25 protein-coding genes and 1 pseudogene are annotated in these 23,454 nt (G+C 76.4%); 9 read left to right on the top strand and 17 right to left on the bottom strand.

The annotated features are described in order from the left end of the window. Positions 1–24 precede the first annotated feature (24 nt). Entirely contained in the window at positions 25–543 is a 519-nt protein-coding gene (locus CCE01nite_RS04780) for a GNAT family N-acetyltransferase (RefSeq protein ID WP_034631427.1), read from the bottom strand. A gap of 39 nt (positions 544–582) precedes the next feature. After that, positions 583–837 (bottom strand): hypothetical protein, encoded by a 255-nt coding sequence (locus CCE01nite_RS04775; RefSeq protein ID WP_052104226.1) that lies wholly within the window; start codon positions 835–837, stop codon positions 583–585. Positions 838–1,033: 196 nt separating this feature from the next. Here CCE01nite_RS04775 and CCE01nite_RS21195 point away from each other — a divergent pair, with 196 nt between their 5' ends. Next, positions 1,034–1,198 carry a hypothetical protein gene (locus tag CCE01nite_RS21195; protein WP_157464198.1) on the top strand — a complete coding sequence of 55 codons (165 nt, stop codon included), beginning with the start codon at positions 1,034–1,036 and terminating at the stop codon, positions 1,196–1,198. 640 nt (positions 1,199–1,838) lie between these two features. Next, entirely contained in the window at positions 1,839–2,318 is a 480-nt protein-coding gene (locus CCE01nite_RS04770) for a hypothetical protein (protein ID WP_034631424.1), read from the top strand. A gap of 75 nt (positions 2,319–2,393) precedes the next feature. Here the strand turns inward: CCE01nite_RS04770 and CCE01nite_RS04765 are convergent, their stop codons facing one another. The 4 genes and pseudogenes from CCE01nite_RS04765 to CCE01nite_RS04755 all read right to left on the bottom strand — a co-directional run bounded on the left by CCE01nite_RS04765 (position 2,394) and on the right by CCE01nite_RS04755 (position 4,411). After that, positions 2,394–2,861, bottom strand: coding sequence for a hypothetical protein (locus tag CCE01nite_RS04765; protein WP_034631419.1), 468 nt, complete (start codon positions 2,859–2,861; stop codon positions 2,394–2,396). 74 nt (positions 2,862–2,935) lie between these two features. Continuing rightward, positions 2,936–3,100, bottom strand: coding sequence for a hypothetical protein (locus CCE01nite_RS04760; protein ID WP_170223934.1), 165 nt, complete (start codon positions 3,098–3,100; stop codon positions 2,936–2,938). Between the two features lie 70 nt (positions 3,101–3,170). Continuing rightward, a pseudogene (locus CCE01nite_RS22585) lies at positions 3,171–3,395 on the bottom strand (DUF6584 family protein); the annotation flags it as partial. A 146-nt stretch (positions 3,396–3,541) separates the two neighbouring features. After that, positions 3,542–4,411: a HEAT repeat domain-containing protein gene (locus CCE01nite_RS04755; RefSeq protein WP_034631413.1), complete on the bottom strand. Its 870-nt coding sequence runs from the start codon at positions 4,409–4,411 to the stop codon at positions 3,542–3,544. Between the two features lie 338 nt (positions 4,412–4,749). On the opposite strand from CCE01nite_RS04755, the gene CCE01nite_RS21725 reads away from it, so the two are divergent. After that, positions 4,750–5,037, top strand: a complete 288-nt coding sequence (locus CCE01nite_RS21725; RefSeq protein WP_211254568.1) for a hypothetical protein — start codon at positions 4,750–4,752, stop codon at positions 5,035–5,037. A 219-nt stretch (positions 5,038–5,256) separates the two neighbouring features. Here the strand turns inward: CCE01nite_RS21725 and CCE01nite_RS04745 are convergent, their stop codons facing one another. Further along, on the bottom strand, positions 5,257–5,826 hold the full coding sequence (locus CCE01nite_RS04745; RefSeq protein WP_034631410.1) for a hypothetical protein: 570 nt from the start codon (positions 5,824–5,826) through the stop codon (positions 5,257–5,259). A gap of 185 nt (positions 5,827–6,011) precedes the next feature. Between CCE01nite_RS04745 and CCE01nite_RS04740 the strand changes: the two genes are divergently transcribed. Beyond that, positions 6,012–6,239: a hypothetical protein gene (locus CCE01nite_RS04740; RefSeq protein WP_141372027.1), complete on the top strand. Its 228-nt coding sequence runs from the start codon at positions 6,012–6,014 to the stop codon at positions 6,237–6,239. A 139-nt stretch (positions 6,240–6,378) separates the two neighbouring features. Further along, the gene (locus CCE01nite_RS04735) at positions 6,379–6,816 is read left to right on the top strand and encodes a PM0498 family protein (RefSeq protein ID WP_034631405.1); all 438 of its coding nucleotides are present in this window, start codon (positions 6,379–6,381) and stop codon (positions 6,814–6,816) included. 125 nt (positions 6,817–6,941) lie between these two features. Here CCE01nite_RS04735 and CCE01nite_RS04730 read toward each other — a convergent pair whose 3' ends face one another. After that, entirely contained in the window at positions 6,942–7,292 is a 351-nt protein-coding gene (locus CCE01nite_RS04730) for a MerR family transcriptional regulator (RefSeq protein WP_034631451.1), read from the bottom strand. A 66-nt stretch (positions 7,293–7,358) separates the two neighbouring features. Between CCE01nite_RS04730 and CCE01nite_RS04725 the strand changes: the two genes are divergently transcribed. Next, complete coding sequence (locus CCE01nite_RS04725; RefSeq protein ID WP_034631401.1) at positions 7,359–8,048, top strand: SDR family oxidoreductase; 690 nt, start codon at positions 7,359–7,361, stop codon at positions 8,046–8,048. Positions 8,049–8,107: 59 nt separating this feature from the next. Here the strand turns inward: CCE01nite_RS04725 and CCE01nite_RS04720 are convergent, their stop codons facing one another. The 7 genes from CCE01nite_RS04720 to hemE all read right to left on the bottom strand — a co-directional run bounded on the left by CCE01nite_RS04720 (position 8,108) and on the right by hemE (position 17,707). Further along, positions 8,108–10,201, bottom strand: a complete 2,094-nt coding sequence (locus CCE01nite_RS04720) for a HelD family protein (protein WP_052104224.1) — start codon at positions 10,199–10,201, stop codon at positions 8,108–8,110. A gap of 84 nt (positions 10,202–10,285) precedes the next feature. Beyond that, positions 10,286–11,623, bottom strand: coding sequence for a glutamate-1-semialdehyde 2,1-aminomutase (gene hemL, locus CCE01nite_RS04715; RefSeq protein WP_034631397.1), 1,338 nt, complete (start codon positions 11,621–11,623; stop codon positions 10,286–10,288). After that, on the bottom strand, positions 11,620–12,636 hold the full coding sequence (gene hemB / locus CCE01nite_RS04710; RefSeq protein WP_052104223.1) for a porphobilinogen synthase: 1,017 nt from the start codon (positions 12,634–12,636) through the stop codon (positions 11,620–11,622). Before hemB ends, hemL begins: the two co-directional genes overlap by 4 nt. Positions 12,637–12,641: 5 nt before the next feature. Then, complete coding sequence (locus CCE01nite_RS04705) at positions 12,642–13,748, bottom strand: uroporphyrinogen-III synthase (protein ID WP_052104222.1); 1,107 nt, start codon at positions 13,746–13,748, stop codon at positions 12,642–12,644. Further along, positions 13,748–14,821, bottom strand: a complete 1,074-nt coding sequence (hemC, locus tag CCE01nite_RS04700; protein ID WP_141372026.1) for a hydroxymethylbilane synthase — start codon at positions 14,819–14,821, stop codon at positions 13,748–13,750. The genes CCE01nite_RS04705 and hemC overlap by 1 nt, the downstream gene beginning before the upstream one ends. Positions 14,822–14,984: 163 nt before the next feature. Further along, complete coding sequence (locus CCE01nite_RS04695) at positions 14,985–16,631, bottom strand: protoporphyrinogen/coproporphyrinogen oxidase (RefSeq protein ID WP_307722719.1); 1,647 nt, start codon at positions 16,629–16,631, stop codon at positions 14,985–14,987. Between the two features lie 11 nt (positions 16,632–16,642). Then, entirely contained in the window at positions 16,643–17,707 is a 1,065-nt protein-coding gene (hemE, locus tag CCE01nite_RS04690; protein ID WP_141372025.1) for a uroporphyrinogen decarboxylase, read from the bottom strand. Between the two features lie 49 nt (positions 17,708–17,756). Here hemE and CCE01nite_RS04685 point away from each other — a divergent pair, with 49 nt between their 5' ends. After that, the gene (locus CCE01nite_RS04685; protein ID WP_246056327.1) at positions 17,757–19,181 is read left to right on the top strand and encodes a glutamyl-tRNA reductase; all 1,425 of its coding nucleotides are present in this window, start codon (positions 17,757–17,759) and stop codon (positions 19,179–19,181) included. Between the two features lie 174 nt (positions 19,182–19,355). Here CCE01nite_RS04685 and CCE01nite_RS04680 read toward each other — a convergent pair whose 3' ends face one another. Beyond that, positions 19,356–20,198, bottom strand: a complete 843-nt coding sequence (locus CCE01nite_RS04680) for a UCP033725 family protein (protein WP_221196469.1) — start codon at positions 20,196–20,198, stop codon at positions 19,356–19,358. A 219-nt stretch (positions 20,199–20,417) separates the two neighbouring features. After that, the gene (gene purB, locus CCE01nite_RS04675) at positions 20,418–21,872 is read right to left on the bottom strand and encodes an adenylosuccinate lyase (protein ID WP_246056326.1); all 1,455 of its coding nucleotides are present in this window, start codon (positions 21,870–21,872) and stop codon (positions 20,418–20,420) included. A gap of 106 nt (positions 21,873–21,978) precedes the next feature. Here purB and CCE01nite_RS04670 point away from each other — a divergent pair, with 106 nt between their 5' ends. After that, complete coding sequence (locus tag CCE01nite_RS04670; protein ID WP_141372021.1) at positions 21,979–22,764, top strand: DUF4129 domain-containing protein; 786 nt, start codon at positions 21,979–21,981, stop codon at positions 22,762–22,764. Beyond that, positions 22,761–23,447, top strand: coding sequence for a hypothetical protein (locus CCE01nite_RS04665; protein ID WP_141372020.1), 687 nt, complete (start codon positions 22,761–22,763; stop codon positions 23,445–23,447). Before CCE01nite_RS04670 ends, CCE01nite_RS04665 begins: the two co-directional genes overlap by 4 nt. Positions 23,448–23,454 lie beyond the last annotated feature (7 nt).

Below are 23,454 nucleotides of genomic sequence, written 5' to 3'. Positions count from 1 at the left end.
CGGACCGGCGAGCCGAGCCCGTCCTCAGAGGGCGATCCAGTAGCGGCGGACGTGGTCGTCGGGGCGGGGCGCGTCCTCGAGTGCCCCGCCGAGCGCCTGGATCGTGGCGGCGGAGGCGGTGTTGCCGACCTCGCACACCAGCAGGACCCGGTCCAGTCCCTGCGAGGCGGCCTCGGTGAGCATCTGGCCGAGGGCCCACGCGGCGACGCCCCGTCGTCGCGCGGAGGGCCGGATGCCGAAGCCGATGTGCCCCATCCGCAGCACGAGGTCGCGAGGTCCGGTGCGCAGGGCGATCCCGCCGAGCACCTGGTCGCCCTCTACGACCCAGCGGTACGTGGAGCTCGTCGCGCCGGGGCCGGCGACACCCGCGGGCGCGGAGCCGCTGGTCAACCGGGCCACCCAGGCGTGGAACCCGGCGGGGGACCGCACGTCGTCGGACGCCGTCAGCCCGAAGCCGTCCTCGTGCAGGCCCGGTCCCCACTCCTCGTGGGCGGCGAGCCACGGGGCGTGCAGCGCGGTCGTGGGCTCGATCAGCGCCGGCATCCGGCCACGGTAGTGGACCGGGTCCGGCGCCACCGACGTTCAGCCGTCGCCGTCGCCGTCGCCGTCGCCGTCGTCGTCGTCGTCCTCGTCCTCCGTCGCGAGCTCGAGCGCAGCGACGAAGGCGGCGAACGAGGGCGCGACCTCGCGCGGCACCCGGTCCTCGTCGACGTGCACGACGGCGGGCTCGCCGGTCGGGCCGCAGCGGCGGTAATCGAGCATCACGGTGTCGTGCCCGCCGGACGGGGTGTCGAGGAGGACGACGCCGACGTCCGGGTAGTCCCACTCAGCCACCATGTACGCGCTGCCGGACGCGGAGTCGATGCCGTCGTCACCCCGACGCCCAGGAGCCGGGACACCTCGACGTGGTCGTCCGGACCGGACGAGCACCACCGGCGGTCGGCGGCGCCGCCGGTCGGGTCGCTCGGCGGCCACGCGCGTACGGCTCCTGGCGTGCGGTGGCTGCTCCGAGTCGGGCTGCTGGCCCGGGGAGATGACCGTCTCGCGAGCGGACGGGGTGGTGGAGTGGGCCGACTTCCGCAACCCGCACCGCCGCGACCGGGACTACACCGGACTCGGGCCGTACACGTTCGACGAGCGGCAGGCCGTCGCCGCGATCAGCGAGCTGCGGCGCGCCCTCGTCGCCCACGGCACCTGAGCTCCCGGCGACCCTGCGCCGGAACGCTCGCCCCGGTCGAGGCACACGCGAGGGCAGGTCAGGTGCCCGCTCGCGGTCGTCGGCAGACCGCGTCCCAGAGCGCGTCCTCGAGCCCGGGCAACCGGCGAGCGACACCGGCGGCGGCCTGCACGAGCGCGACGTCGGAGCGGGCGTCGAACGGCGCACCTGGTCGTGTCGCGTTGTACGCGACCTTGCACGCCAGCTCTGCCAGAGCCAGAGGGCGTCCTCGTCCGTCCCTGCGTCGTCCAGGGCGAGGCGCAGCCCGCGGACCTCCTGGAACAGCCCGTGCGCACCCGCCGCGCTGCCGACGGCCAGCGCGGCCACGCGCTCGACGGTCGGCCTCAGGTCGCTCCGAGCGGCGAGTCCCGGGAGGACTGCTGCCGCGAGCGTGCTCGCCCACGCGACGCGCGCCGGCTCGGGGACCTGGGCGGCCGCCTGCTGGGCCACCTCCACCCGGCCCGCGCGCCAGGCGTCACGGGCGAGGGGATCCCGGTGGAACCTCACCGCGACGGTCGAGCGGCGGTCGGGAGCATCCTCGGGGCGAGCACGCCGCTCACGGTAGCGACCACGGCAGAGCCGGGCTCGGCGCGCCGACGCTGCTGCTCGCTACGGTGACCGCATGCAGACCACCAGGAGTCGCACGGCCCTCGCGCACGCCGTCGGGGCGTCTGCCGTCGTCGTGCTCGCCGCCGGTGGGTGCGCCGCACCCGAGCCGCCTCGCCTCGCGGTCTTCGACCGGCCGGCGGAGGCGCAGGACGCGCTCCCCCGCGGGATCGACGCGGGGCAGGGGCGCGGCGAGACGCGCTTCCTCGGCGAGGCCGGGGACGGTCTGGCGTACGTGGCGCGCGGCTCCGGCGACGAGCCCTGGTGCGTGCTGCTCGTGCTCCCCGCCGGCGAGGGTGCGGACGGGGCGGTGGGGTCGTCGTGCGCGGACGACGAGCAGTTCGCCGAGCGCGGGGTCTGGGTCTCGACGGGCGACCGGGACGGTCGCGGCGGCGCCGCACTCGTGCTCCCCGACGACTTCACCGGCCCGGTGGACGAGTCGGAGTGGCGGCTGGTGGGGGCGAACCTCGCGGTGGCGGCGCACTCGTCGCCCTGAGCGCACGGACCGCGAGCCGTGCGTGCGACGACGGACCCACGGCAACCCGCGCGTCCGTGCCAACGGGGAGCAGCGTCATGCGTCGGCGCGCGAGAGGGTCGACGACCCGGCGGTCGTGACGGCGACGACTTGTCCGTCCGGGCGGCGCATCCACCAGTTGTCCACGGAGTCGTCTGCGCTGCGCTGCGACTCGACGCCGAAGGTGCGCAGGAGGACACCGGAGAAGTCGAAGACCGTGTCCAGCGCCGGACCCGTCGCGACGATGGAGGACAGCGGGCGTCGATCGAGGAGGGACAGGGCGGCGCCGATCACCTGCCGGTCGTCCTCGCAGGCGGCCAGCACCCGGTGGGCGTCCTCGATCCGCCATGCGGCCATCTGCACCCACAGGTGCCACTCACCGTGCTCGTGGCCGTCCCTGTCGCGCCGCTCACCGAACTCGAACGTCAGGAAGCTGCCGTGCCCCTGGCGGGGGAGCCACGCCGGCAGACCGAGGACGCCCCGCACGTGCTCGACGAGCTCTCCCTCGCCGCCGTGCGCTGCCACGTGCCGACTCCCGGTGCCTCGGTCCGCTGCCACAGGTCGATGTGGCCGCACCTCGTGATCCCGGACCTGCACCCTCACCACAGGCCGGCGAGCCAGCGGACTACTGTGACGGCTCCGACGGCCACGAGCACCAGCAGGAGCGCGACGGCAGCGCACCCGAGCGCGAGCTGCCACGACACCGCGCTCGGATCGGGCTTCTCCCACGAGAGCCATCGCCCGGTGCGGTCGCGGGCCTGCACGCGCAGGGCCCGCAACTGTTCCTGCGCGAGCTCGGTGGCGGCGTCGTCCTCCGACCCCGTCCTGGCAGGACCGGGCGAAGGCACGGATCTCGGCCGGGTCGGTGTGCTCCGCGAGGTAGCTCCACCGGCCGGCCCGGGAGGCGTTGCCCTCCGCCCGGTACACGGCGGCGAGCTCCTCGCGCAGGTCGAGCCGTCGGGGGGTGGAGCGGACCTTGTCCTTGAGCCAGCGGCGTCGCCGCCGGAGCCGCTCCGGGTCGTCGCCGAGCGGCTCGGTGCTCTCGTGCTCGCCGTCCACGCGGGAAACCTACGGGCCGGGCCGGCGCACGGCGAGGACATTGCTCCGTCCGGGTGCGGCTGCAGCTGGAGTCGGGCTCGGACGGCGGTCCGGGTACCCGCGGAGGACGGCGGTCGAGCGGGCCGGGCACCCGCGGAGGTCGTCGGTCAGGCTGTCCGGGCGGCGGTGATCGCGTCGTCGAGCATCTCCTGCAGCTGTGTGCGGCCGCTCGTGAGCCCGGGGACGTCCGCCCGGTCGGCCCACCCGCCCTCTCGCAGGCGCAGCAGCGCCGGCAGGAGCGCGCGGTCGGGCAGGGGGCGCGCGACGCCGTAGACCCAGAGGTCCGCCACGTCGTCGTGCGCGAGCTTGCTCAGCGCGACGGGGATCACCCGCACGTCCCCGCGGTCGGCGAGCGCCGCGCCCGCCTGCCCAGCGGCCGGCTCCTCGGTGGTCGCGCACAGCGTCAGGAGCTCCGCACGGATGACCGGGGAGTCCATCGAGCAGATCGTGAACGCGAAGGACGCGAAGTCGCGGACGTCGGTGTCGGGGTCGTTCAGCAGCCGCACCAGCACCTCCGCGGCGGGGTCGTCCGGCGCCGCGTCGTCCCCGAGAGAGAAGGCCAGCGTGTACGACACCTGGAGGCGGACGTCGCCGTCCTCGTCGTCGGCGAAGCGCATCAGGAGCTCGATCGCCCGTCCGTCCTCGTCGAGCTCGGCCACCAGCCGCAGGGCTCGGGCCGCGATCCAGCGCAGGTACTCGTCCTCGTCGTCCGGCGAGACCGAGCCGGCCTGCTCGACGACGAGCCGGATCGTCCCGGCGTCGGGGCCGACGTCCGGCGACGCTTCCCAGGCCGCGTCCAGGACGGCGACCAGCAGGTCCAGGGCGGCGCACCGGACGTCCGGGTCGCTCGCCCGACCCCACGACACCGCGAGCTCGAGGGCTGCCCGCTCGCCCACAGCGGCCCGCACCTCCGCGGCAACGGCGTTGGGCTCGTCCGCCTCGACCAGGCGCGTCAGGTGCGTCTCCGCCGGGTCCACGGCACCAGTGTGCCGTGCGACCGAGCAGACCCCTCGACGGTCCCGGCGTCCGTGGCCGGCCCCTGAGCACCGTGGCGGTGCGTCTCTCGCGGGCGGAGCGGGTGACGTATGGTCCGGCGATGGCCGACGAGGCGCCCGTCGCGCGCTTCCGGGAACCGGACGCCCTGGCGTGGCGTGATCCGGTGCTCGTCGTGTGCCCTCGCTGCGGCGCGTGCGCGATCGCGCGGGAGACCGCGCGCGGAGCAGCGCGGCTGACGTGCCCAGCGTGCGCTCTCGTCCGGCGGTGGCGCGGCCGTGAGGCGTTCCCCGGCGACGGGGAACCCGACGGCCCGGAAGGGATGGATCCCCGGTTCGGCGTCCCGCTGTGGCTGCGAGGGGAGTGCTGCGGGGGTCGCCTGCTGTGGGCGCACAACGTCGCGCACCTGGACTACCTCGAGTCGTACGTCGGCGCGACGCTCCGAGAACGACCGGCCCCGCCGTCGCGGCTGGCGTGGTACCTCCCACGCTGGATGACGGCGGCCAAGAACCGCGACGAGGTCGTGCGCACGATCGCACGCCTGCGCGCGTCCCTGCCCGAGCAGCCGCCAGGCCGTGGACGCACCCCGGGCGAGGGACGGCGGGGGTGACCGGTGCGCGCCGCGCCGCGCACCGTCGTGTCCTCGTCGGCGGTGAAGGTCGACCCTCGGGGTCCGGCCGTGCTCGCGGTCGACGTGGGCGACCCGTGCGCGACGGGCCGAGTGTCCGGCGTCGTCCCCACGACGTGAGCCGACCCGACCGAGGCCGTCCCAGCGCGTGCCGTCCTCGCCGGCGATGTGGACCGCGACCGACCGGCCGAGGGCGCTGGGTCAGCGTCGCGCGTGGAGGACGACCTGGTCGACGCCCACCCACGCGTGCCAGGTCGGCCAGCCGTGGTCGCGGGCCTGGGCGACGAGGACGGCGCGGCGAGTGCGGCCGACGACGTCGAGCTCGAGCGTGACGGTCCGGCCGCGATAGGTGCGGGCGGTCACGTGCGCCCGTCGAGGTGGGGCCACGGGACGCCAGCGGCGCGCAGGCCGGTCGCTGTCGACCACGAGGTCGAGCCAGTCGTGCTCACGCGACGCGTCGACGATGTCGTCGTCGCCCGGGACCGTGCGCAGGGGGACGTGGTCGGCCGGTCGCTCACAGCAGACGGAGAAGCCGCTGTGCCGCGGGCACTCGACCGCTCCGGCGACGGGGCAGAAGCACAGGTCCGGGCACCCGCAGTCCAGGTAGTCGTCGCCGAACGCGTGCGCCGACGGGAGGCTGACGCCGTCGAGGTCGTGCACCCGCCACGCCGCGAGGTCGTCGCGTCCCCGGCGCACGCCCCGCAGCGCGACGACCGCCAGGACGAGGCCCAGGGCTCCGGTCGCCGCCGCCCACCTGGTCGCGATCCGCACGACGTCAGGGTGGCACACGCCCGAGCTGCGGCTGCGGGCCCGCGCACCCGGACACCGTGGGGCACCGACTTCCGGCCCGCGCGCGCCGAGCGGTGGTGGCCGTCCCGATGGCACGGCACGGCACGAGCGCCGACGATGGGATCGACCTGGTCCGCGAGGGTCCGGGCACGGCAGGGAGGACGACCATGAGCGACGCACCGCAGGACCCGGACGCCGGGACGCAGGAGAGCGGCTACGGATACCCGACCCTCGAGCAGGAGGTCACCCCGGAGGTGCTGGAGGGCGGTGCCGCGTCCGAGGGCTCGGGTGGCTCCCCGGAGGCGGGCGCCGGGTCCGCCGAGGACAGCGACGACCACGCTCCGACGCCCGGCGAGCTCGTGGAGGACCCGTCGGCGGTCGAGCCGACCGACTGAGCAGGTCGCACCGGGGCCACGTGGTGAGGGCGGCCCGGCAGAGGTGGCCGTCGGGCGCGGCGTCCGTGCGACGCTCACCCGGTGCGGAGCGACGAGCTGAACGAGCGGATGGCGCCGCTGCTGGCGACGGCGCGCGCTGGTGGAGCGGGGGACGGAGCTCGACCCGCGACTGGGTGCGTTCGTGCTGCCCGGCGTCGTGGTCGACGACGACCGCCTGTACCTGCGGGCGCTGCTCGAGCGGCGCGACGGCGAGCGTGAGCGGTTCGACAGGTCCGGTCACGAGTCGTGGGTGAACTCCCTGCACCTCGACGAGGTGGTCGACGACGGCGCCGACCAGTGGGGCGCCCTCTGCGTCGCGCAGGGTCTCCTGCTCGCGGAGCAGGTGCACCAGTCGATCCCGCAGCAGCGGGACAGCGTCGTCGTGGACTACGTCATCTCGGTCGACTTCGGCGAGGCGCGCGGCACCTACCCGTCGTCGTCGTTCCGCTTCTACCGGCACCGGCCCGACGAGCCGCCGATGCTCGCCGAGATCAGCACCTTCGCCCAGCCGCTGCTCCGGATCCGGCGCAGCCGGTAGCCCAGCGGCTCAGGCGCGTCCGACGTCATGACAGCATCCGCACATGACCGAGAGCAGCTCGAGCCCGTCCTGATCACGCCGAGCGTTGACGGTCGACCTCGGGTGAGGCGTACCGGGACGGTCGCTCAGGCGCGGCGGTGCGCCTGGCCCGCCCGGATGACGTCGTCCAGCTTGTCCCGCGTCGCGGTCAGCTCGTCGAGCTGGACCTGCACGCGCGCGCGCTCGGCGAGCAGCCGCTCGTGCATCTCGTCGGTGAGGACGCCGTGCTCCATGCACGGCAGGATCCGCAGGACGGCCTTGCTGCCGAGCCCGGCGGCGTACAGGTTCTGGATGAACCTGACCCGGTCGACCGCCCCGGGCGGGTAGTGGCGCTGCCCGCTGGCGCTGCGCTCGGCGACGAGCAGACCCTGCTCCTCGTAGTAGCGCAGCGCCCGGACGCTGACGCCCGCCCGTGCGGCGACCTCCCCGATGCGCACCCGTTCCTCCGACCGCTCGCCCTGCACTTGCCCCTGACGTCAACGTCAGGTTATAGCGTCCGGCGCATGACAACCGCACTCATCACCGGGGCCAACCGCGGCCTCGGCCGCCACTTCGCCGCCGAGCTGCTCGCCCGGGGGGCGACGGTCTACGCCGCCGCCCGCGACCCGCAGACCCTCGACCTGCCCGGCGTCCGCCCGGTCACCCTGGACATCACCGACCCCGACGCCGTCGCCGCGGCCGCCGCCCTGGCCGGCGACGTCGACCTGTTGATCAACAACGCCGGGATCTCCACCGGCGCGCCGCTGCTCGGCGACCTGGACGGCGTGCGCGCCGAAATGGACGTCAACTTCTGGGGCACGCTCGCGATGGTCCGCGCCTTCGCCCCCGTCCTCGCGGCCAACGGCGGCGGGACGATCGTCAACATCGCCTCCGCGCTGTCCTGGTTCTCCGCCCCGGGCGCCGGTGCGTACGCGGTGTCCAAGGCCGCGAACTGGAACATGAGCAACGCGCTGCGTCTGGAGCTCGCCGCGCAGGGTACCCAGGTCACGTCCGTCCACCTGGGCCTGGCGGACACGGACATGGCCCGCGGGATCCAGGGGCCCAAGACCGACCCGGCCGTGGTCGCCCGCAGGACGCTGGACGCCGTCGAGGCCGGTGACCTCGAGGTGGTCGTCGACGAGTGGAGCGCGATGGTCAAGGCCTCGCTGGCCGAGGACCCCCGCGCCTTCTACGACCGCTTCCTCACCGTGTAGGGCCGCACGGTCACGGTCATGGGCCGGCACCGCCCGGCGGGCGCCGCCGGGCGGCACGGTCAGGCCGCGTCGCGCGAGCGCAGCGCCTCCGGCAGCGGCTCGTGGCGCACGACGACGAGCCGCGACACCGCGCGCGTCAGCACCACGTACAGCCGGTGCAGCCCGCGGGCCTCCTCGGCGACGACCCGCGCGGGCTCGACCGCGACGACGTGGTCGTACTCGAGGCCCTTCGCCAGGGACGCGGGCACGAGCGTGACCCGCCCGGTCGGCACCTCGGCGTCGGTCCCGTCCCACGCGAGCCCCGCGGCGTCGAGCGCCGCCGCAGCGTCCTCGACGAGCGAGTCGGGCACGATCAGCCCGACCGACCCCTCGAACGCCAGCGCGGCCCGGCATTCCTCGGCGGCCCCGGCCACGAGGTCGTCGGCCTGCCGCACCCGCAGCGAGCCGTCCCGCCGCAGCGAGGACGTGACCGGCAGGTCGAGGCCGAGCGACGGGACGAGCCCGTTCGCGTACTCCATGACGACGCGCGGCACGCGGAACCCGGTCGTCAGCGGGACGACCTGCGCGTCGGCCTTGCCGAGGTGCCCGAGCGTGTGGTGCCAGCTGGGCGCGGCCCACGGCGTCGTCCCCTGCGCGAGGTCGCCCAGCACGGTCACCGACCCGTGCGTGCTCCGGCGGGCGAGGGCACGGCACTGCATCGGGGACAGGTCCTGCGCCTCGTCGACGATGAGGTGGCTGTACGCGCGCGGCCGGTTCAGCAGCCCCGCGACCTCGTCGAGCAGCACCGCGTCGTGCTCGCTCCACCGCACGGCCCGCGGCGACCGGGCCGGCCTCGTCCAGAGCAACAGCTCCTGCTCCGCCTCGTCGAGCACGCCGTCGACCGCCGCGGCGAGCGCCGCACGGTCGGAGAGCAGCCCGTGCACGAGCGCCTCCGGGGTCGTCGGTGGCCACACCGCGTCGAGCGCCTGGGTGACCGGGCGGCTGCGGCTCGTGCTGCGGAACCACGACTCGCTCGGTGCCTCGGCGCTGCGGTTCTCGACCGTCCGCATCAGGGCGGCCGCGATCCGCGACCGCAGCCGCTCCCGGCCGCCGCCGTAGGTCGTCGCCTGCGCGCGTGCCTCGGCGACGAGCTCGTCGAGCGCGTCCGGGGAGAGCGTGTAGCGGTAGGAGCCGTGCGGGACGGTCACCGGCGCCGCCGCGGGCGTGATCCGCGACCACAGCGCGCGGTGCAGCACGGCCGCCATGCGCGCGTCGTGCTTGAGCACGGCCACGTCCGGCGCGTCGGTCGCCCGGACGTCGAGCGGGTACAGGTCGCCGACGCTGACCTGCTCGGCGTCGAGCTCACCGAGGGAGGGCAGGACCTGCGCGATGTAGCGGATGAGCGTGCGGTTGGGCCCGACGATGAGAACGCCCGCGTGCTGCAGCCGCTGGCGGTGCGTGTAGAAGAGGTACGCGGCGCGGTGCAGGCCCACAGCCGTCTTGCCGGTGCCCGGGCCGCCCTGGACGCACAGCGACACCGACAGGTCGGCGCGCACGAGCTCGTCCTGCTCGGGCTGGATCGTCGCGACGATGTCGCGCATGGGCCCGACGCGGGCGCGCTCGATCTCGGCGGTGAGGATGCTGCTCGGCCCGCCGGCCCCGTCCCCGGCCGCGCCGGCACCCGCGTCCGCCCCCGCCCGGTCGAGGTGCTCGTCCTCGAAGCTCGTGAGCGCGCCGCCCGACGAGCCGAACCGCCGACGCGTCACCACGCCCTGCGGCTCGCGGGCGCTGGCCCGGTAGAACGCGCGCGACACCGGCGCACGCCAGTCCAGCACCAGCGGGTGGCTCACGTCGTCGGTCACGTGCCGGCGGCCGACGTAGAACCGCGTGGAGTCGTCGTCCGGGTCGTCGTCGGCCGGCTCCGCGAGGTCGAGCCGCCCGAAGAACAGGGGCGTGTCGTCGTCGACGGTGAGCTCCCGGACGCGCCGGACGAGCGCGACGCCGAGCCGCTCGGCGGCGTAGGCGTCCCCGACGGTGCCGGCCCCGACCTCGAGCAGCGCCTCGGCGCGGTCCCGCATCCGCCCGAGCGCGGCCCGGGCGTCCGCGAGGTACCGGCGCTCGTCCTCGAGCTCGTCGACCAGGGCCGTCTGCGCGTCGGTCCCGGGCGTTTTCACGTCCGGCAGGCTACCGCCCTGCGCCGCTGGGTCCCGGACCGCTGCGCGCCCCGCCCGGGCCCCGTCGCCGGGCGGGCCGGAACCTCAGCGCGCCGGCGGGGTCGCCGCCGCGGCCGCCTTCGCCGCCGCGGGCAGCGCGTCGATGACCCGGTTGACCGCGTCGTCGTCGTGCGCGGCCGAGACGAAGAACGCCTCGAAGCCCGACGGCGGCGCGTACACCCCGTGGTCGAGCAGCGCGTGGAAGAACGCCGGGTAGCGCCACGACTCGCTCGCCTGGACCTGGGCGTAGTCGCGCGCGCCGTGCTGGGCGGCGTCCTCGCCGAAGAACGTGCTGAACAGGTTCCCGGCCCACTGCACGACGTGCGGGACCCCCTCGGCGGCGAGCGCCTGCGTGAACGCGCCGCGCAGCACGCCCGCGACGGTGTCGACCCGGCCGTAGACCGCGGTGTCGGCCGCCCGCAGCGTCGCGAGCCCGGCGGCGGTGGCGACCGGGTTCCCCGAGAGCGTGCCCGCCTGGTAGACGGGGCCCATGGGCGCGAGGCCCTCCATGACGTCGCGCCGGCCGCCGACCGCGGCGACGGGCAGCCCGCCGCCGACGACCTTGCCGAACGTGAGCAGGTCCGGGTCCCAGCCCTCGACCGAGCCCTCGAGCCCCCACCAGCCCGACGGGCCGACGCGGAAGCCGGTCAGCACCTCGTCCTGGATGAGCAGCGCGCCGTGCTCGTGCGCGATCCGCGACAGCGCCTTGTTGAAGCCGGGCAGCGGCGGGACGACGCCCATGTTCGCGGGCGCCGCCTCGGTGATGACCGCGGCGATGGTGTCGCCGTGCTCGGCGAACGCGGCCTCGACCGCGGCGAGGTCGTTGTAGGGCAGCACGATCGTCTCGGCGGCGACCGCGGCGGTGACGCCGGCCGAGCCGGGCAGCGCGAGCGTCGCGAGGCCGGACCCGGCGGACGCCAGCAGCGCGTCGACGTGCCCGTGGTAGCAGCCGGCGAACTTGATGATGCGGTCGCGGCCGGTCGCGCCGCGGGCGAGGCGGATCGCCGTCATCGTCGCCTCGGTGCCGGTCGAGACGAGCCGCAGCCGCTCGACGGCGGGCACCCGGTTGCGGATCTCCTCGGCGAGCTCGACCTCGGTGAGCGTCGGGGCGCCGAACGACAGCGCGCGGTCGGCGGCGGCGTGCACCGCGTCGAGCACGGCCGGGTGGGCGTGGCCCAGGATCGCCGGACCCCACGAGCACACGAGGTCGACGTACTCGCGCCCGTCGACGTCCGTGATGTGCGGGCCCTTGGCCGACGCGATGAACCGCGGCGTGCCGCCGACGACGCCGTACGCGCGCACCGGGGAGTTCACGCCGCCCGGGATGACGCCGCGTGCACGCGCGAAGTACCGCTCGGAGGTCTCCGGCGTGTGCCCGCTCATCTGTTCTCCTCCTGCAGCCATCCGGCCAGCTCCACCGCCCAGTACGTCAGGACATGATCGGCACCCGCACGCCGGATGCTGAGCACCGACTCGGTCACGGCGCGCCGACGGTCGATCCAGCCGTTCGCCGCAGCGGCCTCGACCATCGCGTACTCGCCGGACACCTGGTACGCCGCGACCGGGACGGTCGACATCGCGGCGACGTCCGCGAGCACGTCGAGGTAGGCCAGCGCGGGCTTGACCATGACGACGTCGGCGCCCTCGGCGATGTCGACCATGACCTCGCGCGCGGCCTCCCGGCGGTTCGCCGGGTCCATCTGGTACGTCCGGCGGTCGCCCTCGAGCGTCGACTCGACGGCCTCCCGGAACGGTCCGTAGAACGCCGACGCGTACTTCGCGGCGTACGCGAGCACCGCGGTGTCGAGGAACCCCTCGCCGTCGAGCGCGTCCCGCACGACCGCGACCTGCCCGTCCATCATCCCGCTGAGCCCGACGAGGTGGGCGCCGGCCCGGGCCTGCGCGAGCGCCATCTCCGCGTAGCGCACGAGCGTCGCGTCGTTGTCCACGGCGCCCGACGCGGTCAGCACGCCGCAGTGCCCGTGGTCGGTGAACTCGTCGAGGCACAGGTCGGCCTGCACGACAAGTGCGTCGCCCACCTCGGCGACGACGTCCGCGATCGCGAGGTTGAGGATGCCGTCGGGGTCGGTCGCCCCGGTGCCCGTCGCGTCGCGGCGCTCGGGGACGCCGAACAGCATCACGCCGCCCAGCCCGGCCTCGGCGGCCTCGACCGCGGCGCGGCGCAGCGAGTCGCGCGTGTGCTGCAGGACGCCGGGCATCGAGGTGATGGGCCGCGGCTCGGCCAGGCCCTCCTTGACGAAGGCGGGCAGCACGAGCTCGGCGGGGTGCACGCGCGTTTCGGCGGCCAGGCGGCGCATCGCCGGGCTCTGGCGCAGGCGGCGCAGGCGCGTGCGGCCGGGGGTCGGGACGGCGCGCGGGGTGGTCGACTGGGTCATGCGGGTCACCTCGGGTGACGGGGGGCCGGCAGGGCGGACGGGTCGGGCTGGGGTGCGTCGGTGGTCGGTGCGTCGCCGGCGGGCGAGCCGCTGACGTGCTCGGCCGCGGGATGGTCCGACGCGGGGCCGTCCGACGCGGGTTGGGCCGACGCCGGGTGGGCCGACGCCGGGTGGTCCGGTGCGGGCGGTGCGGGGACGTGCGGGTCGCCGGCCCGGGCGGCGAGCACGCCCGCCAGGGACGTCACCAGCCCGGCGGGCGTCTGCTGCTCCGCGACCGCGTCGACGTGCAGCCCGACGCGCGCGGCCTCGGCGGCCGTCGACGGCCCGATGCAGCACACGAGAGTGCCCGCGGGCGGCGCACCGAGCAGGTCGAGCAGGTTGCGGGCGGTGCTGCCGGACGTCAGCAGCACCGCGTCGATGCGGCCCGCTGTCCAGTCCTCGTGCACCACGGGGTCGGGGTCGGGACCGCGCACCGTCCGGTACGCGACGACGTCGTCGACCTCCCACCCGCGGGCGCGGAGCCCGGTCGTGAGCGTCGGCGCGGCGAGGTCGGCGTGCGGGACGAGGACGCGACCGGGGTCGTGCTCGGCGGCGTGGGGGTCGGACGAGCCGCCGTCGGGCGCGTCGGCGGCAGGCGCGTCGGCGGCGGCCGACGGCAGGGCCGGCCAGACGGCGAGCAGCGTCGCGGCCGACGAGGCGCCCGACGGCACGAGGTCCACCTCGACGCCCTCGGCACGCAGCGCCCGCGCGGTGGCGGGACCGACGGCGGCGACGCGGGTGCCCCGGACGAGCTCCGCGAGCGGTGTGCCGACCTCCTCGGCGCGGTCCACGAGCACCGGCACGGCAGCCGCGCTCGTGATCGCGAGCCACGTGTACCAGCCCGACCCGAGCGCGAGCAGCAGGTCGTCGAGGTCGGTCGGGTCCTCGGGCGGGACGGTCTGGATGAGCGCGACCGGCACGGGCTCGGCGCCCGCCGCGGTCAGGGCGATGACGAGCGGGTCGGCGCCGTCGTCCGCGCGCGGCACGAGCACCCGGGAGCCCGTGAGCGGGCCGGCGAGGCGCGCCGGGTCGACGTCGGTGCGCAGGACCCCGTCGGGGATGCGGCCCGGCATCAGCGGGGCCCGAGCTCGGCGAGGCCGGCCGCGCCCGCGTCCAGGAGCTCCTCGGCGAGCGTCCGGCCCAGCGTCTCCGCCGCGGCGTGGCGCTCGGGGTCGACGTGCCCGACGAGGCGCCCGGTGCCGCGCGGGTCGGCGGGGACGTCGGTCACCGAGTCGACGGTCGGCTGCTCCGGCGCGAGCGCCGTGCGGGCCGAGCGGCGCAGCTGCTGGGAGCCGTCGGTGCGGACCACGACGGCGTCGAGCGTGAGCACGTGCCCGGGCGCCCCGTCGAGCCGGGAGTCCGCCGCGGCGGGGTCGTCGGTGGGGGCGGCGTCGAGGCGGGCGAGCGCGCCGACCGGGGCCGCGCAGCCGGCCTCGAGGTGCCCGAGCAGCGCGCGCTCGGCGGCGACGGCGAGGCGCGAGGCCGGGTCATCGAGCGCGGCGAGGGCGGCGGCGAGCTGCGGGTCGGTCACGCCCGCGCGGACCTCGACCGCGAGCGCGCCCTGACCCGCGGCGGACGTCATGACCGCGGGGTCGAGCTCCTGCGTGACCGCGTCGAGCCGGCCGAGGCGCGCGAGCCCGGCGCGCGCGAGGACCACGGCGTCGAGGTCGCCGGGCGCGACGCGGCGCAGCCGGGTGTCGACGTTCCCGCGGATGTCGACGACGTCGAGGTCGGGCCGGGCGGCCCGGAGCTGCGCGGCGCGGCGCGGGGACCCGGTGCCGACGCGGGCGCCGGGCGGCAGGGTCGTGAGCGTCCAGCCCTCGCGCGCGCACAGCACGTCGCGCGGGTCCTCGCGGGGCGGGACGGCGCCGAGCACGAGCCCCTCGGCCGGGCCGGTCGGGAGGTCCTTGAGCGAGTGGACGGCGACGTCGCACCGGTCGTCGAGCAGCGCGTCGCGCAGCGCGGTGACGAAGACGCCCGTCCCCCCGAGCGTCGCGAGCGAGCCGGTGAGCCGGTCGCCCTCGGTGCGGACGTGCACGATCTCGACGTCGAAGCCGCCGAGCCGGGCCAGCGCGTCGGCGACGTGGCCGGTCTGGGTCAGCGCCAGGGTGCTCGCGCGCGTGCCGATACGAACGGTCGAGGGCATGGCTCCAGTGTCGTCCACCCGGCGGGGGTTGTCGAAAAGTGGGAGGGGCCGTGCGCTGCGGGCGAAATACCGGGGAGCGGTCGCGGCGGCATTCCTGCAGGAAATGTGACGGGTTCGTGACCGACTGTCAGAACAATTCCCGGACGAGCCAGTGTGGCACGCGTCACGCCTTTTCCGGGAGCCCATTCCCGAGCAGCGAGCGGGCGGCCCGGCGGGCGTCGGGCACGACCGACGCGAGCCCGTTCCCCGCGACCCACGCCCCGCACACCGCGAGGCCCGGGAGCTCCTCGACGGCGACCCGCACGCGCGTGACCACGTCCCGGTGCCCGGCGCTCGGCCGCGGCAACGACTGCGACCACGCGACCCGGGCCGTCCCCAGGACCTGCTCGGGCCGCAGCGGGACGCCGAGCAGCGTCGCGGCGTCCCGCAGCGCGAGGGTGGTGAGGGCGGCGGGGTCGAGGTCGCGCGGGTCGTCCGCCACCGTGCCGGCCGGCCGGTCGGCGACCCCGTAGGACAGCCGGACGACGTGCCGCCCCGGACCGGCCGCGCGCGCGACCCACGCCCACTTCGCCGACGCGTGCGTGAGCGCCTTGGCGCGCACCCCCGGCACGTCCGGGGTCACGAGGACGCCCGTGCCGCGCGGCGCGGCGTCGAGCTCCGGGGCGTCGAGCACGAGCGTCGCGAGCACGACGTCGGCGCCCGGGTCGGGTCGGTGGCCCGCGAGCCCGGGCGCCAGTCCGGCCGCCAGCAGCTCGGGGGCGGCGGGCGTCGCGAGCACGAGCCGCTCCGTGGTCACCGGCGGCTCCCCGCGCAGCGCGACCTCGAACGCCGTGCCTCCGGAGCCGGCGTCGCCGCCGGAGGTGACTCCGCGTCCCCGGGTCGCCGACGGGTCCGGGTCGAGCGCGTTGGTGCCCGTCACCTCGGTGCCCCCCGCACCGACGCCCCGCACCGCCGTCACGTCCGCCCGGGTCCGCACGACCCCGCCGTGCGCGACGACGTCCGCCACGAGCGCGTCGACCAGCACGTGCATGCCGCCGTCGAACGACGCGACCGCCGACCCCGCCGGTGCGAGCGCCCGCAGCGACCGCACCGCGCCGCCGAGCGACCCCTCGCGGGCGAGCGCCGCGCGCAGCCCGGGCGACGCGGCGTCGGCCGCGAGGTCGTCGGGGTCGGCCGCCATCACGCCCGCGACGACGGGCCGCACGAGGCGGTCCAGCACCCGGCGGCCGAACCGCACCCGCACGAGCGCACCGAGCGTCGCGCCGTCGCCCCGTGGCGCCCACCACGCGGGCAGGACCCGGTCGAGGCTCGCCCGCAGGGCGCCCGCCCGGCCGATCGTGCGCCGCACGTCCTCGGCCCACGGGTCGGCCGGGATGCCGAGGTGCCCCGCGCGCGGCAGCGGGCCGGCGAGCCCCGGGAGCTGCACCCACGCACCGAGCGGCTCCGGCAGCACGACGCGCGCGGCCAGCCCGAGCTCGCCGGCCAGCTCCGCGACCGAGCCCCCGCGCGTCGCGAACGACTCGGCCCCGGTGTCGAGCGTCAGCCCCGCGACCTCGTGCGCGCCGACCGCACCCCCGGGCGCCGGACCGCGCTCGAGGACGAGGACGGCGACGCCGGCGCGCGCGAGCTCCCGCGCGGCGACCAGCCCGGCGACGCCCCCGCCGACGACGACGGCGCCCCAGGTCGCGGAGTCCGCCGCGGCCACGGCACGCAGGCCGGTGGGGTGCGGCGCGGCGCCGTCCCCGCCGATGGTCGCCCGCCCGTCGGCGTCGGCGACGCCGGCCCGGGCCGCGGTCGCGTCGCGCTCCACGTCGGGGCCGGTCAGAGGGAGTGCACGAGCTCGACGACCCGGGTCAGCACGTCCGGGTCCGTCTCGGGCGGCACGCCGTGCCCGAGGTTGACCACGTGCGCGGGCGCCGCGGAGCCGCGGGCGACGACGTCGCGCACGTGCGCCTCGAGCGCCGGCCACGGCGCACCGAGCAGCGCCGGGTCGATGTTGCCCTGGAGCGGCGTCCGGCCCCCGAGGCGGCGGTTGGCCTCGTCGAGCGGGATCCGGTAGTCGACGCCCACGACGTCCGCGCCGACGTCCCGCATCGCCGCCAGCAGCTCGCCGGTCCCCGTGCCGAAGTGCACGGTCCGCACGCCGAGCCCGCTGACGTAGGCGAGCGCGCGGGCCGACGACGGCGCCGCGTGCCGGGTGTAGTCGGCGAGCGAGAGCGACCCCGCCCAGGAGTCGAACAGCTGCGCCGCGCTGGCCCCCGCGAGCACCTGCGCGCGCAGGAACGCGCCCGTGACGTCCGCGGCCCACTCGGTGAGCTCGCGCCACGTGTCGGGGTCCGCGTGCATGAGCGTGCGGGCGCCAAGGTGGTCGCGCGACGGGCGGCCCTCGACGAGGTAGGCGGCGAGCGTGAACGGCGCGCCCGCGAAGCCGATGAGCGGCGTCGACCCGAGCTCGGCGACCGTCAGCGCGACGCCCTCGCTCACGGGCGCGAGCGCCTCGGGGGTCAGCGGGCCGACGTCCCGGAGGCGCGCGACGTCGTCGGCGGTGCGCACGGGCGAGCCGAGCACCGGCCCGACGCCGGGCTCGATGTCGACGTCGACCCCCGCGAGGCGCAACGGCACGACGATGTCGGAGAAGAAGATCCCCGCGTCGACCCCGTGCCGCCGGACCGGCTGGAGCGTGATCTCCGAGGCCAGCTCGGGGCGCAGGCACGCGTCGAGCATCGCGACGCCCTCGCGCACCCGCAGGTACTCGGGCAGCGAGCGGCCGGCCTGCCGCATGAACCACACCGGCCGGCGCTCGGGGCGGCGCCCCGAGAATGCGCTCACGAGCGCAGAATTCGTGGTCCGGCCGTCCACGAGCGGGTGTGTCGAGGGGAGAGTCACCCCTCGATTGTGCCGGACATTCCCGAGGGTGATTCAATCGTGACTCGTGGTGCTGCTGTCATTGATCGCCAGCCACCACGACCTCGACCTCTCGGTGCTGGAACGGCTCTCAGCCGACACGCATGCGGTCGGACGCGAGATCGTGGCCGGCTGCCCCGCCGTGTCCGGTGCCGTCGTGCTCGCGACGTGCAACCGGTTCGAGCTGTACCTCGACGTCGACGACGCCGAGGCGCTCGACCACGCCCGCTCGGGCGCCGCCCACGTCGTCGCGGCCCGCTCGGGGTACGCGCCCGAGCGCGTCGCGGACCAGGTCCACGCCGCGACGGGCGCCGAGGTCGCCGAGCACCTGTTCTCGGTCGCGTCCGGCCTGGAGTCGATGGTCGTCGGTGAGCGGGAGATCGCCGGGCAGGTCCGCCGTGCGCTCACGGCGGCCCGGCGCGACGGCACCACGACCTCGGCGCTCGAGGCCCTCTTCCAGGCGGCCTCGCGGGCGTCCCGCGCCGTCGGCGCGACCACCGGCCTGGGCGCCGCCGGGCGGTCGGTCGTCTCCGTCGCGCTCGACCTCGTCGAGGACGGCCTCCCGGCCTGGCCCGACGTGCGGTGCGTGCTCATCGGCACCGGCTCCTACGCGGGCGCGAGCCTCGCGGCCCTCAAGGCCCGCGGCTGCGGCGAGGTCCGGGTGTACTCCGCGAGCGGCCGGGCCCGCGCGTTCGCGACCGCCCGCGGCGTGCGCGCCGTCACCAGCGAGGACCTGCACGCCGAGCTCGCGGACGTCGACCTCGTCGTCGCGTGCAGCGGCGCGGCCGGGGCCGTCCTCGAGGTCGAGGCGCTCGCCGCGGCGCGGGCGGGCGTCGAGCGTCCGCTCGCGGTCGTCGACCTCGCGCTGCGCCACGACGTCGACCCCGGCGTGGGTGAGCTGCCGGGCGTCCGGCTCGTCGGCCTGACCACCGTCGCCGAGTACGCGCCGGGCGAGCACTCCGCGCCGGTCGAGGCCGCGCGCGCGATCGTCGAGCGGACCGCCGCGGAGTTCGACGCCGAGCGGCGCGTGCGCGAGTGGAACCCCGCGGTGGTCGCCGAGCGCCGGCGGGTGCTGGGCGGGCTCGACCAGGCCCTCGTGGACGGCGCGGAGCAGGCCGAGGCGATGGCGGCGGCGTGGGCCCTGGCCCGGGCGGCCGTGCGGCTCGACGCTCGGTCGCGGGCTGCTGCTGCTGCGGCGTCCGCCCCCGGGGAGTCGGACGCGTCCGGCGACGGTGAGCCCGACGTCGCACCGTTCGTCGCGGTGGCGCTCGACGAGCGGGCCGCGCGCTCGCTGCGCCGGCGGACCCGGGCCGCGCTGCACGGGCCGACCGTCCGCGCGCGCGAGGCCGCACGTGCGGGCGACGAGGTGGCGTACCGGGCGGCGCTGGCCGAGCTCGCGGCGATCCCGGTGCCGGACGTGTCCGGTGTCTTCCGGCCGCAGGCCGCGTCGGCCTGAGCCGGTGCTCCCGATGGCGCCGGCGTGAGCCGGCGGGACCTCCCGGCGACGTCCACGTGCGGTGACGTGGGTCGCGGGGTCCCGGACAACGAGGTGCGCGCCGGGCCTGAACGGGGGGGAGTCAGGCCCGGCGCGCGGTTCGGGGGTGCGGCGTGAGCCGCTAGACGAACGCTCTCATGCCCACGCGCGCTGTGCGGGGCCGGGCGCCCAGGTCGCGGGGACGACCTGGTTTGTCTGGATATCTGTCAGTTCAGCAGCATAGACGATCGCCTCGTAGACGCCAGCCTCGATGCGGTCGAGTCGCAGACGCTCGGCGCGCTCGATGTCGTCGCCGAGGTGCGAGATGCGGGCGACGACGTAGCGCTGGGCGTCCTGCCACTGGTCGACGACGCGGACCTCGAGCCCGTTCCAGCGGGCCGTCAGGTCGAGCTCGAACAGCTCGCTGACGTCCTCGCGGGGGACCCGGCGGAACCAGCGGCCCGAGGGCGCCTGCTGGAAACCGGTCTCGGAGAGCGGCGGGTTCGCGAGCGCCAGGGTGACCGTGCGGCCCTCGTCGATCACGTCGGCCTCGAGGTAGGCGCCGTGCCACTTTGCGACGGGGCCGACGCAGCGGGACAGCGACGCGAGCGCGGGGCGGTGGGCGCCGATCTGCGTGACGCTCCACCCGGTGCCGACGTCGCCGTAGCGGCCGAGGAGGATCGAGGTGCCGTCGGCGAAGACCCGGACGAGCTCCGCGCCCGGGGGGATGCGGGAGTGGCGGAGCCACCACAGCGGGACGATGTAGCCCGGCACGTCGCGGTACTGGAGCTGCGGCGAGGACTCGAACCGCAGGACGTCGATCGACGGTGCGTACGGGCTGAACGGGGTGCCCGGGTAGCCGAGGCCGTGGACCTCGAACAGCTGGGCGGGGGTCGTGGCGAACGCCACGTCGTCGGCGCGGACCACGTAGCCAGCCACCCGGTCGTGACCGACGCTCAGGTGAGCGCGGGTCAGAGCGGGGGTGATCGCCTTCTGCATGAGCGTCACGTGGGCAACCTCGCCGGGAATCGGATGTAACCGGACGAACCGGATCGAGTCACGATTGTGCAGGCGAACCGGTCGGTTGTCCAGGTTTCACCCATTCGCCCTAGCCCGTCCGGTGGCGCTCCGGCGGGCCGTCTGATCATGCGCGACGGGTCGAACACCAGGTGAGAGGGCTCTCACATGCCCTGACCTGCGGCGATACGAACCGTTCGGTCAGTCCTCGAGATAGGCGACGAGCTGCGCGGCCAGGCCGGTGTACGTCGCGGGGGTGAGCGCGGCGAGGCGCGCGGCCACGTCGTCGGGCAGCCCGAGGCCCGCGACGAAGGTCCGCATGTCCTCCGCGGTGAGCCGGCGACCCCGCGTGAGGTCCTTGAGGCGCTCGTACGGGTTCTCCATCCCGGCGACCCCGGCGACCGCCGCGGCACGCATCGCGGACTGCACGGGCTCCCCCAGGACCTCCCAGTTGGCGTCGAGCTCGCGCTCGAGGCGCTCCCGGTCCACCGCGAGGCCGCCGAGGCCGCGGCGCACGTTGTCGATCGCCAGCAGCGAGTGCCCGAACGCGGGGCCGATGTTGCGCTGCGTCGTGGAGTCGGTGAGGTCGCGCTGCAGCCGCGACGTGACGAGCGTCGAGGCGAGCGTGTCGAGCAGCGCGCTCGACAGCTCGAGGTTCGCCTCGGCGTTCTCGAAGCGGATCGGGTTGACCTTGTGCGGCATCGTCGAGGACCCCGTGGCGCCCGCGACGGGGATCTGCACGAAGACCCCGTTCGAGATGTACGTCCACACGTCGGTCGCCAGGTTGTGCAGCACGCGGTTGAACCGCGCGAGGTCGCTGTACAGCTCGGCCTGCCAGTCGTGCGACTCGATCTGCGTCGTCAGCGGGTTCCAGGTCAGGCCCAGGTGCTCGACGAACGTGCGGCTCACCTCGGGCCAGTCCGCGCCGGGGACGGCGACGACGTGCGCGCCGAACGTGCCGGTCGCGCCGTTGAGCTTGCCCAGGAACTCGGCGCCCTCGATGCGGCGGAGCTGGCGGCGCAGGCGGTGCGCGAGCACGGCGAGCTCCTTGCCGAGCGTCGTCGGCGTCGCGGGCTGGCCGTGGGTCAGCGCGAGCAGCGGGACCTCGGCGTGCTCGCGCGCCAGGGCGGTGAGCTGGTCGACGAGCGCGCGGGCGGCCGGCAGCCACACGTGCTGGACGGCGCCCCGGACCATGAGCGCGTAGCTCAGGTTGTTGACGTCCTCGCTCGTGCAGCCGAAGTGCACGAGCTCGCTCAGCGCCGGCAGCACCGTGCCCTCGCCCAGCACCGACGGCGCCGCGGCGATGCGCTCCTTGAGGAAGTACTCGACGGCCTTGACGTCGTGGACCGTCACGCGCTCGATCGCGGCGAGCTCCTTGACGTCCTGCGCGCCGAAGTCCGTCACGACCGCGCGCAGGTAGGCGACGTCCGCGGCCGACGGCACCGGGGCGCCCGGCAGGACCCGCTGCGTCGCGAGGTGCACGAGCCACTCGACCTCGACGTGCACCCGCTCGCGGTTGAGCGCCGCCTCGGACAGGTGGTCGACGAGCGGGGAGACCGCCGCGCGGTAGCGGCCGTCGAGCGGCCCGAGCGCGATCGGCGGCTGCACCTCGGCGAGCGAGGTCCGGGCGTGAGGCGTCGAGGCGTCAGCGGGCATGGCACCCATCATCCCAGAGCAGCGCGGTGGCGGACGGCCGCATCCGCTCCCAGAGACACGTCAGTAGGGTGGGCGCCGCACCGCCCGCGCGAGGCCGAGGAGGGTCATGGGGACGACGCCGACGCGGCTCGCCGTCCGCCGCGTCGCACCGGTCGCGGTGCTCGTCGTCGGCGTGGTGCTCGCGGCGGCCGCCGCCGGGCCCTGGACCGTGACGGGCCGGCCCACGGCGTGGGAGCTGTTCCCGCCGCCCGCGCTGCCGCCCGACCGGCCGCTCCCCACGACGCCGCCGGTCGACCTGCGGCCCGGCGCCCTCCCGCCGGCGCTCGTGACCGGCGCCGGGTGGGTCGTCGCGGCGCTCGGGGTGCTCGTGCTGCTCGTCGCGCTGGCGCTGCTCGTGCGGTACGCGCTCGCGGCCCTCGCCCGGCGGGGTGCGGTGCCCGAGGGGGACGCGCCGACGGTGGGCGCGGTGGACCTCGTCGAGGGCCTGACCGTGCCGCAGCTGCGCGAGGGGGTCGCGGCCGCGGGCCGCCGGCTCGACGAGGACGTGCCGCCGGGGGACGCGGTCGTCGCCGCGTGGGTCGCGCTCGAGCAGGCGGCCGCCGCGACCGGGATCGTGCGGGAGCGCTCGACGACCGCGACGGAGCTCACGGTCGAGGTGCTCGGCGCGACGCGGGCCGACCCCGCCGCGACCCGCGCGCTGCTCGACCTCTACCTCGCCGCACGGTTCAGCGAGCACCCGGTGACCGCCGCGGACGTCGTGGCGGCGCGGCGCTGCCTCGACGTGCTCGCGGACGGGCTGGCGCGGGACGTCGCAGGGCACGTCAGCGGGCGCGGCACGGGGAGCGGACCTGTGACGCGCGGGACCGGGCACGGGCCCGAGGTGCGCCCGTGAACGACGTGCACGCCGGGCTGCTCGGCGACGACCGGGCAGCGCGTGCCGCCCGCGCCGCGCGCCGCCGGGCCGTGGCTGAGAGCGTGCGTCGTCCGGTCCTGAGGGCGCTCGCGTGCGGCCTGGTCGTGGGGGCGGTCGGGTGGTTCCTCGGGATGCACACCCACCACGCGGTGCTCACCGGCCTGGGCGTGGTCGGGCTCGTCCTCGTCGCCGTGACGTTCGACCCGCGGCCCGACGAGCGCTGGTCGCGCGAGCCCTCGCCCGACCGGCACGGCGCCCGCACCGAGCTCGCGCACCTGTCCTGGACGATGCGCGGGCGCGACGGCCGGGTCGGCGAGCGCGTCGTGCAGCGCCTGCTCCGGACGGCGACGAGCCGCCTCGCGCGCGTCGGGCTCCGGCTCGACGACCCGGACGACGCCGCGCGCGCCGCCGAGCTGCTCGGGCCGCGCGCGTGGTCGACCCTGCACCCGGGCGGCGGGCGGATGCCCCGGCTCGCGGACGTCGAGCACACGGTCGCGCGCCTCGAGGCGCTCGTGCCCGCCGTCCCGCCCGACCCGACGACCCGCACCGGCACGTCGTGGACCGCCGCCGACCCGGCCGCTGCCGTCGCCCTGCCCGCGGCCCCCGACCCCGAGGCCGGCCGCTCCGCTGTCACCGACCCGCCCCCCGCCACCCGCCCGTGACCCGCCC

The organism is Cellulomonas cellasea (assembly GCF_006538745.1).
GTDB lineage: Bacteria > Actinomycetota > Actinomycetes > Actinomycetales > Cellulomonadaceae > Cellulomonas_A > Cellulomonas_A cellasea.
Note: the sequence above shows the minus strand (reverse complement) of the source record. Positions and strands in the feature narration are given on the sequence as shown.

Bases quoted from the DNA above. Each gene is read 5' to 3' on its own strand.
- CCE01nite_RS04740 (WP_141372027.1), top strand. From the start codon at position 6,012: ATGAGCGACGCACCGCAGGACCCGGACGCCGGGACGCAGGAGAGCGGC.
- hemL (WP_034631397.1), bottom strand. From the start codon at position 11,623: ATGAGCGGGCACACGCCGGAGACCTCCGAGCGGTACTTCGCGCGTGCA.
- CCE01nite_RS04680 (WP_221196469.1), bottom strand. From the start codon at position 20,198: ATGCAGAAGGCGATCACCCCCGCTCTGACCCGCGCTCACCTGAGCGTC.
- purB (WP_246056326.1), bottom strand. From the start codon at position 21,872: ATGCCCGCTGACGCCTCGACGCCTCACGCCCGGACCTCGCTCGCCGAG.
- hemC (WP_141372026.1), bottom strand. From the start codon at position 14,821: ATGCCCTCGACCGTTCGTATCGGCACGCGCGCGAGCACCCTGGCGCTG.
- CCE01nite_RS04780 (WP_034631427.1), bottom strand. From the start codon at position 543: ATGCCGGCGCTGATCGAGCCCACGACCGCGCTGCACGCCCCGTGGCTC.
- CCE01nite_RS04725 (WP_034631401.1), top strand. From the start codon at position 7,359: ATGACAACCGCACTCATCACCGGGGCCAACCGCGGCCTCGGCCGCCAC.
- CCE01nite_RS04770 (WP_034631424.1), top strand. From the start codon at position 1,839: ATGCAGACCACCAGGAGTCGCACGGCCCTCGCGCACGCCGTCGGGGCG.
- CCE01nite_RS21725 (WP_211254568.1), top strand. From the start codon at position 4,750: ATGGATCCCCGGTTCGGCGTCCCGCTGTGGCTGCGAGGGGAGTGCTGC.
- hemB (WP_052104223.1), bottom strand. From the start codon at position 12,636: ATGACCCAGTCGACCACCCCGCGCGCCGTCCCGACCCCCGGCCGCACG.
- CCE01nite_RS04775 (WP_052104226.1), bottom strand. From the start codon at position 837: ATGGTGGCTGAGTGGGACTACCCGGACGTCGGCGTCGTCCTCCTCGAC.
- CCE01nite_RS04705 (WP_052104222.1), bottom strand. From the start codon at position 13,748: ATGCCGGGCCGCATCCCCGACGGGGTCCTGCGCACCGACGTCGACCCG.
- CCE01nite_RS04670 (WP_141372021.1), top strand. From the start codon at position 21,979: ATGGGGACGACGCCGACGCGGCTCGCCGTCCGCCGCGTCGCACCGGTC.
- CCE01nite_RS21195 (WP_157464198.1), top strand. From the start codon at position 1,034: ATGACCGTCTCGCGAGCGGACGGGGTGGTGGAGTGGGCCGACTTCCGC.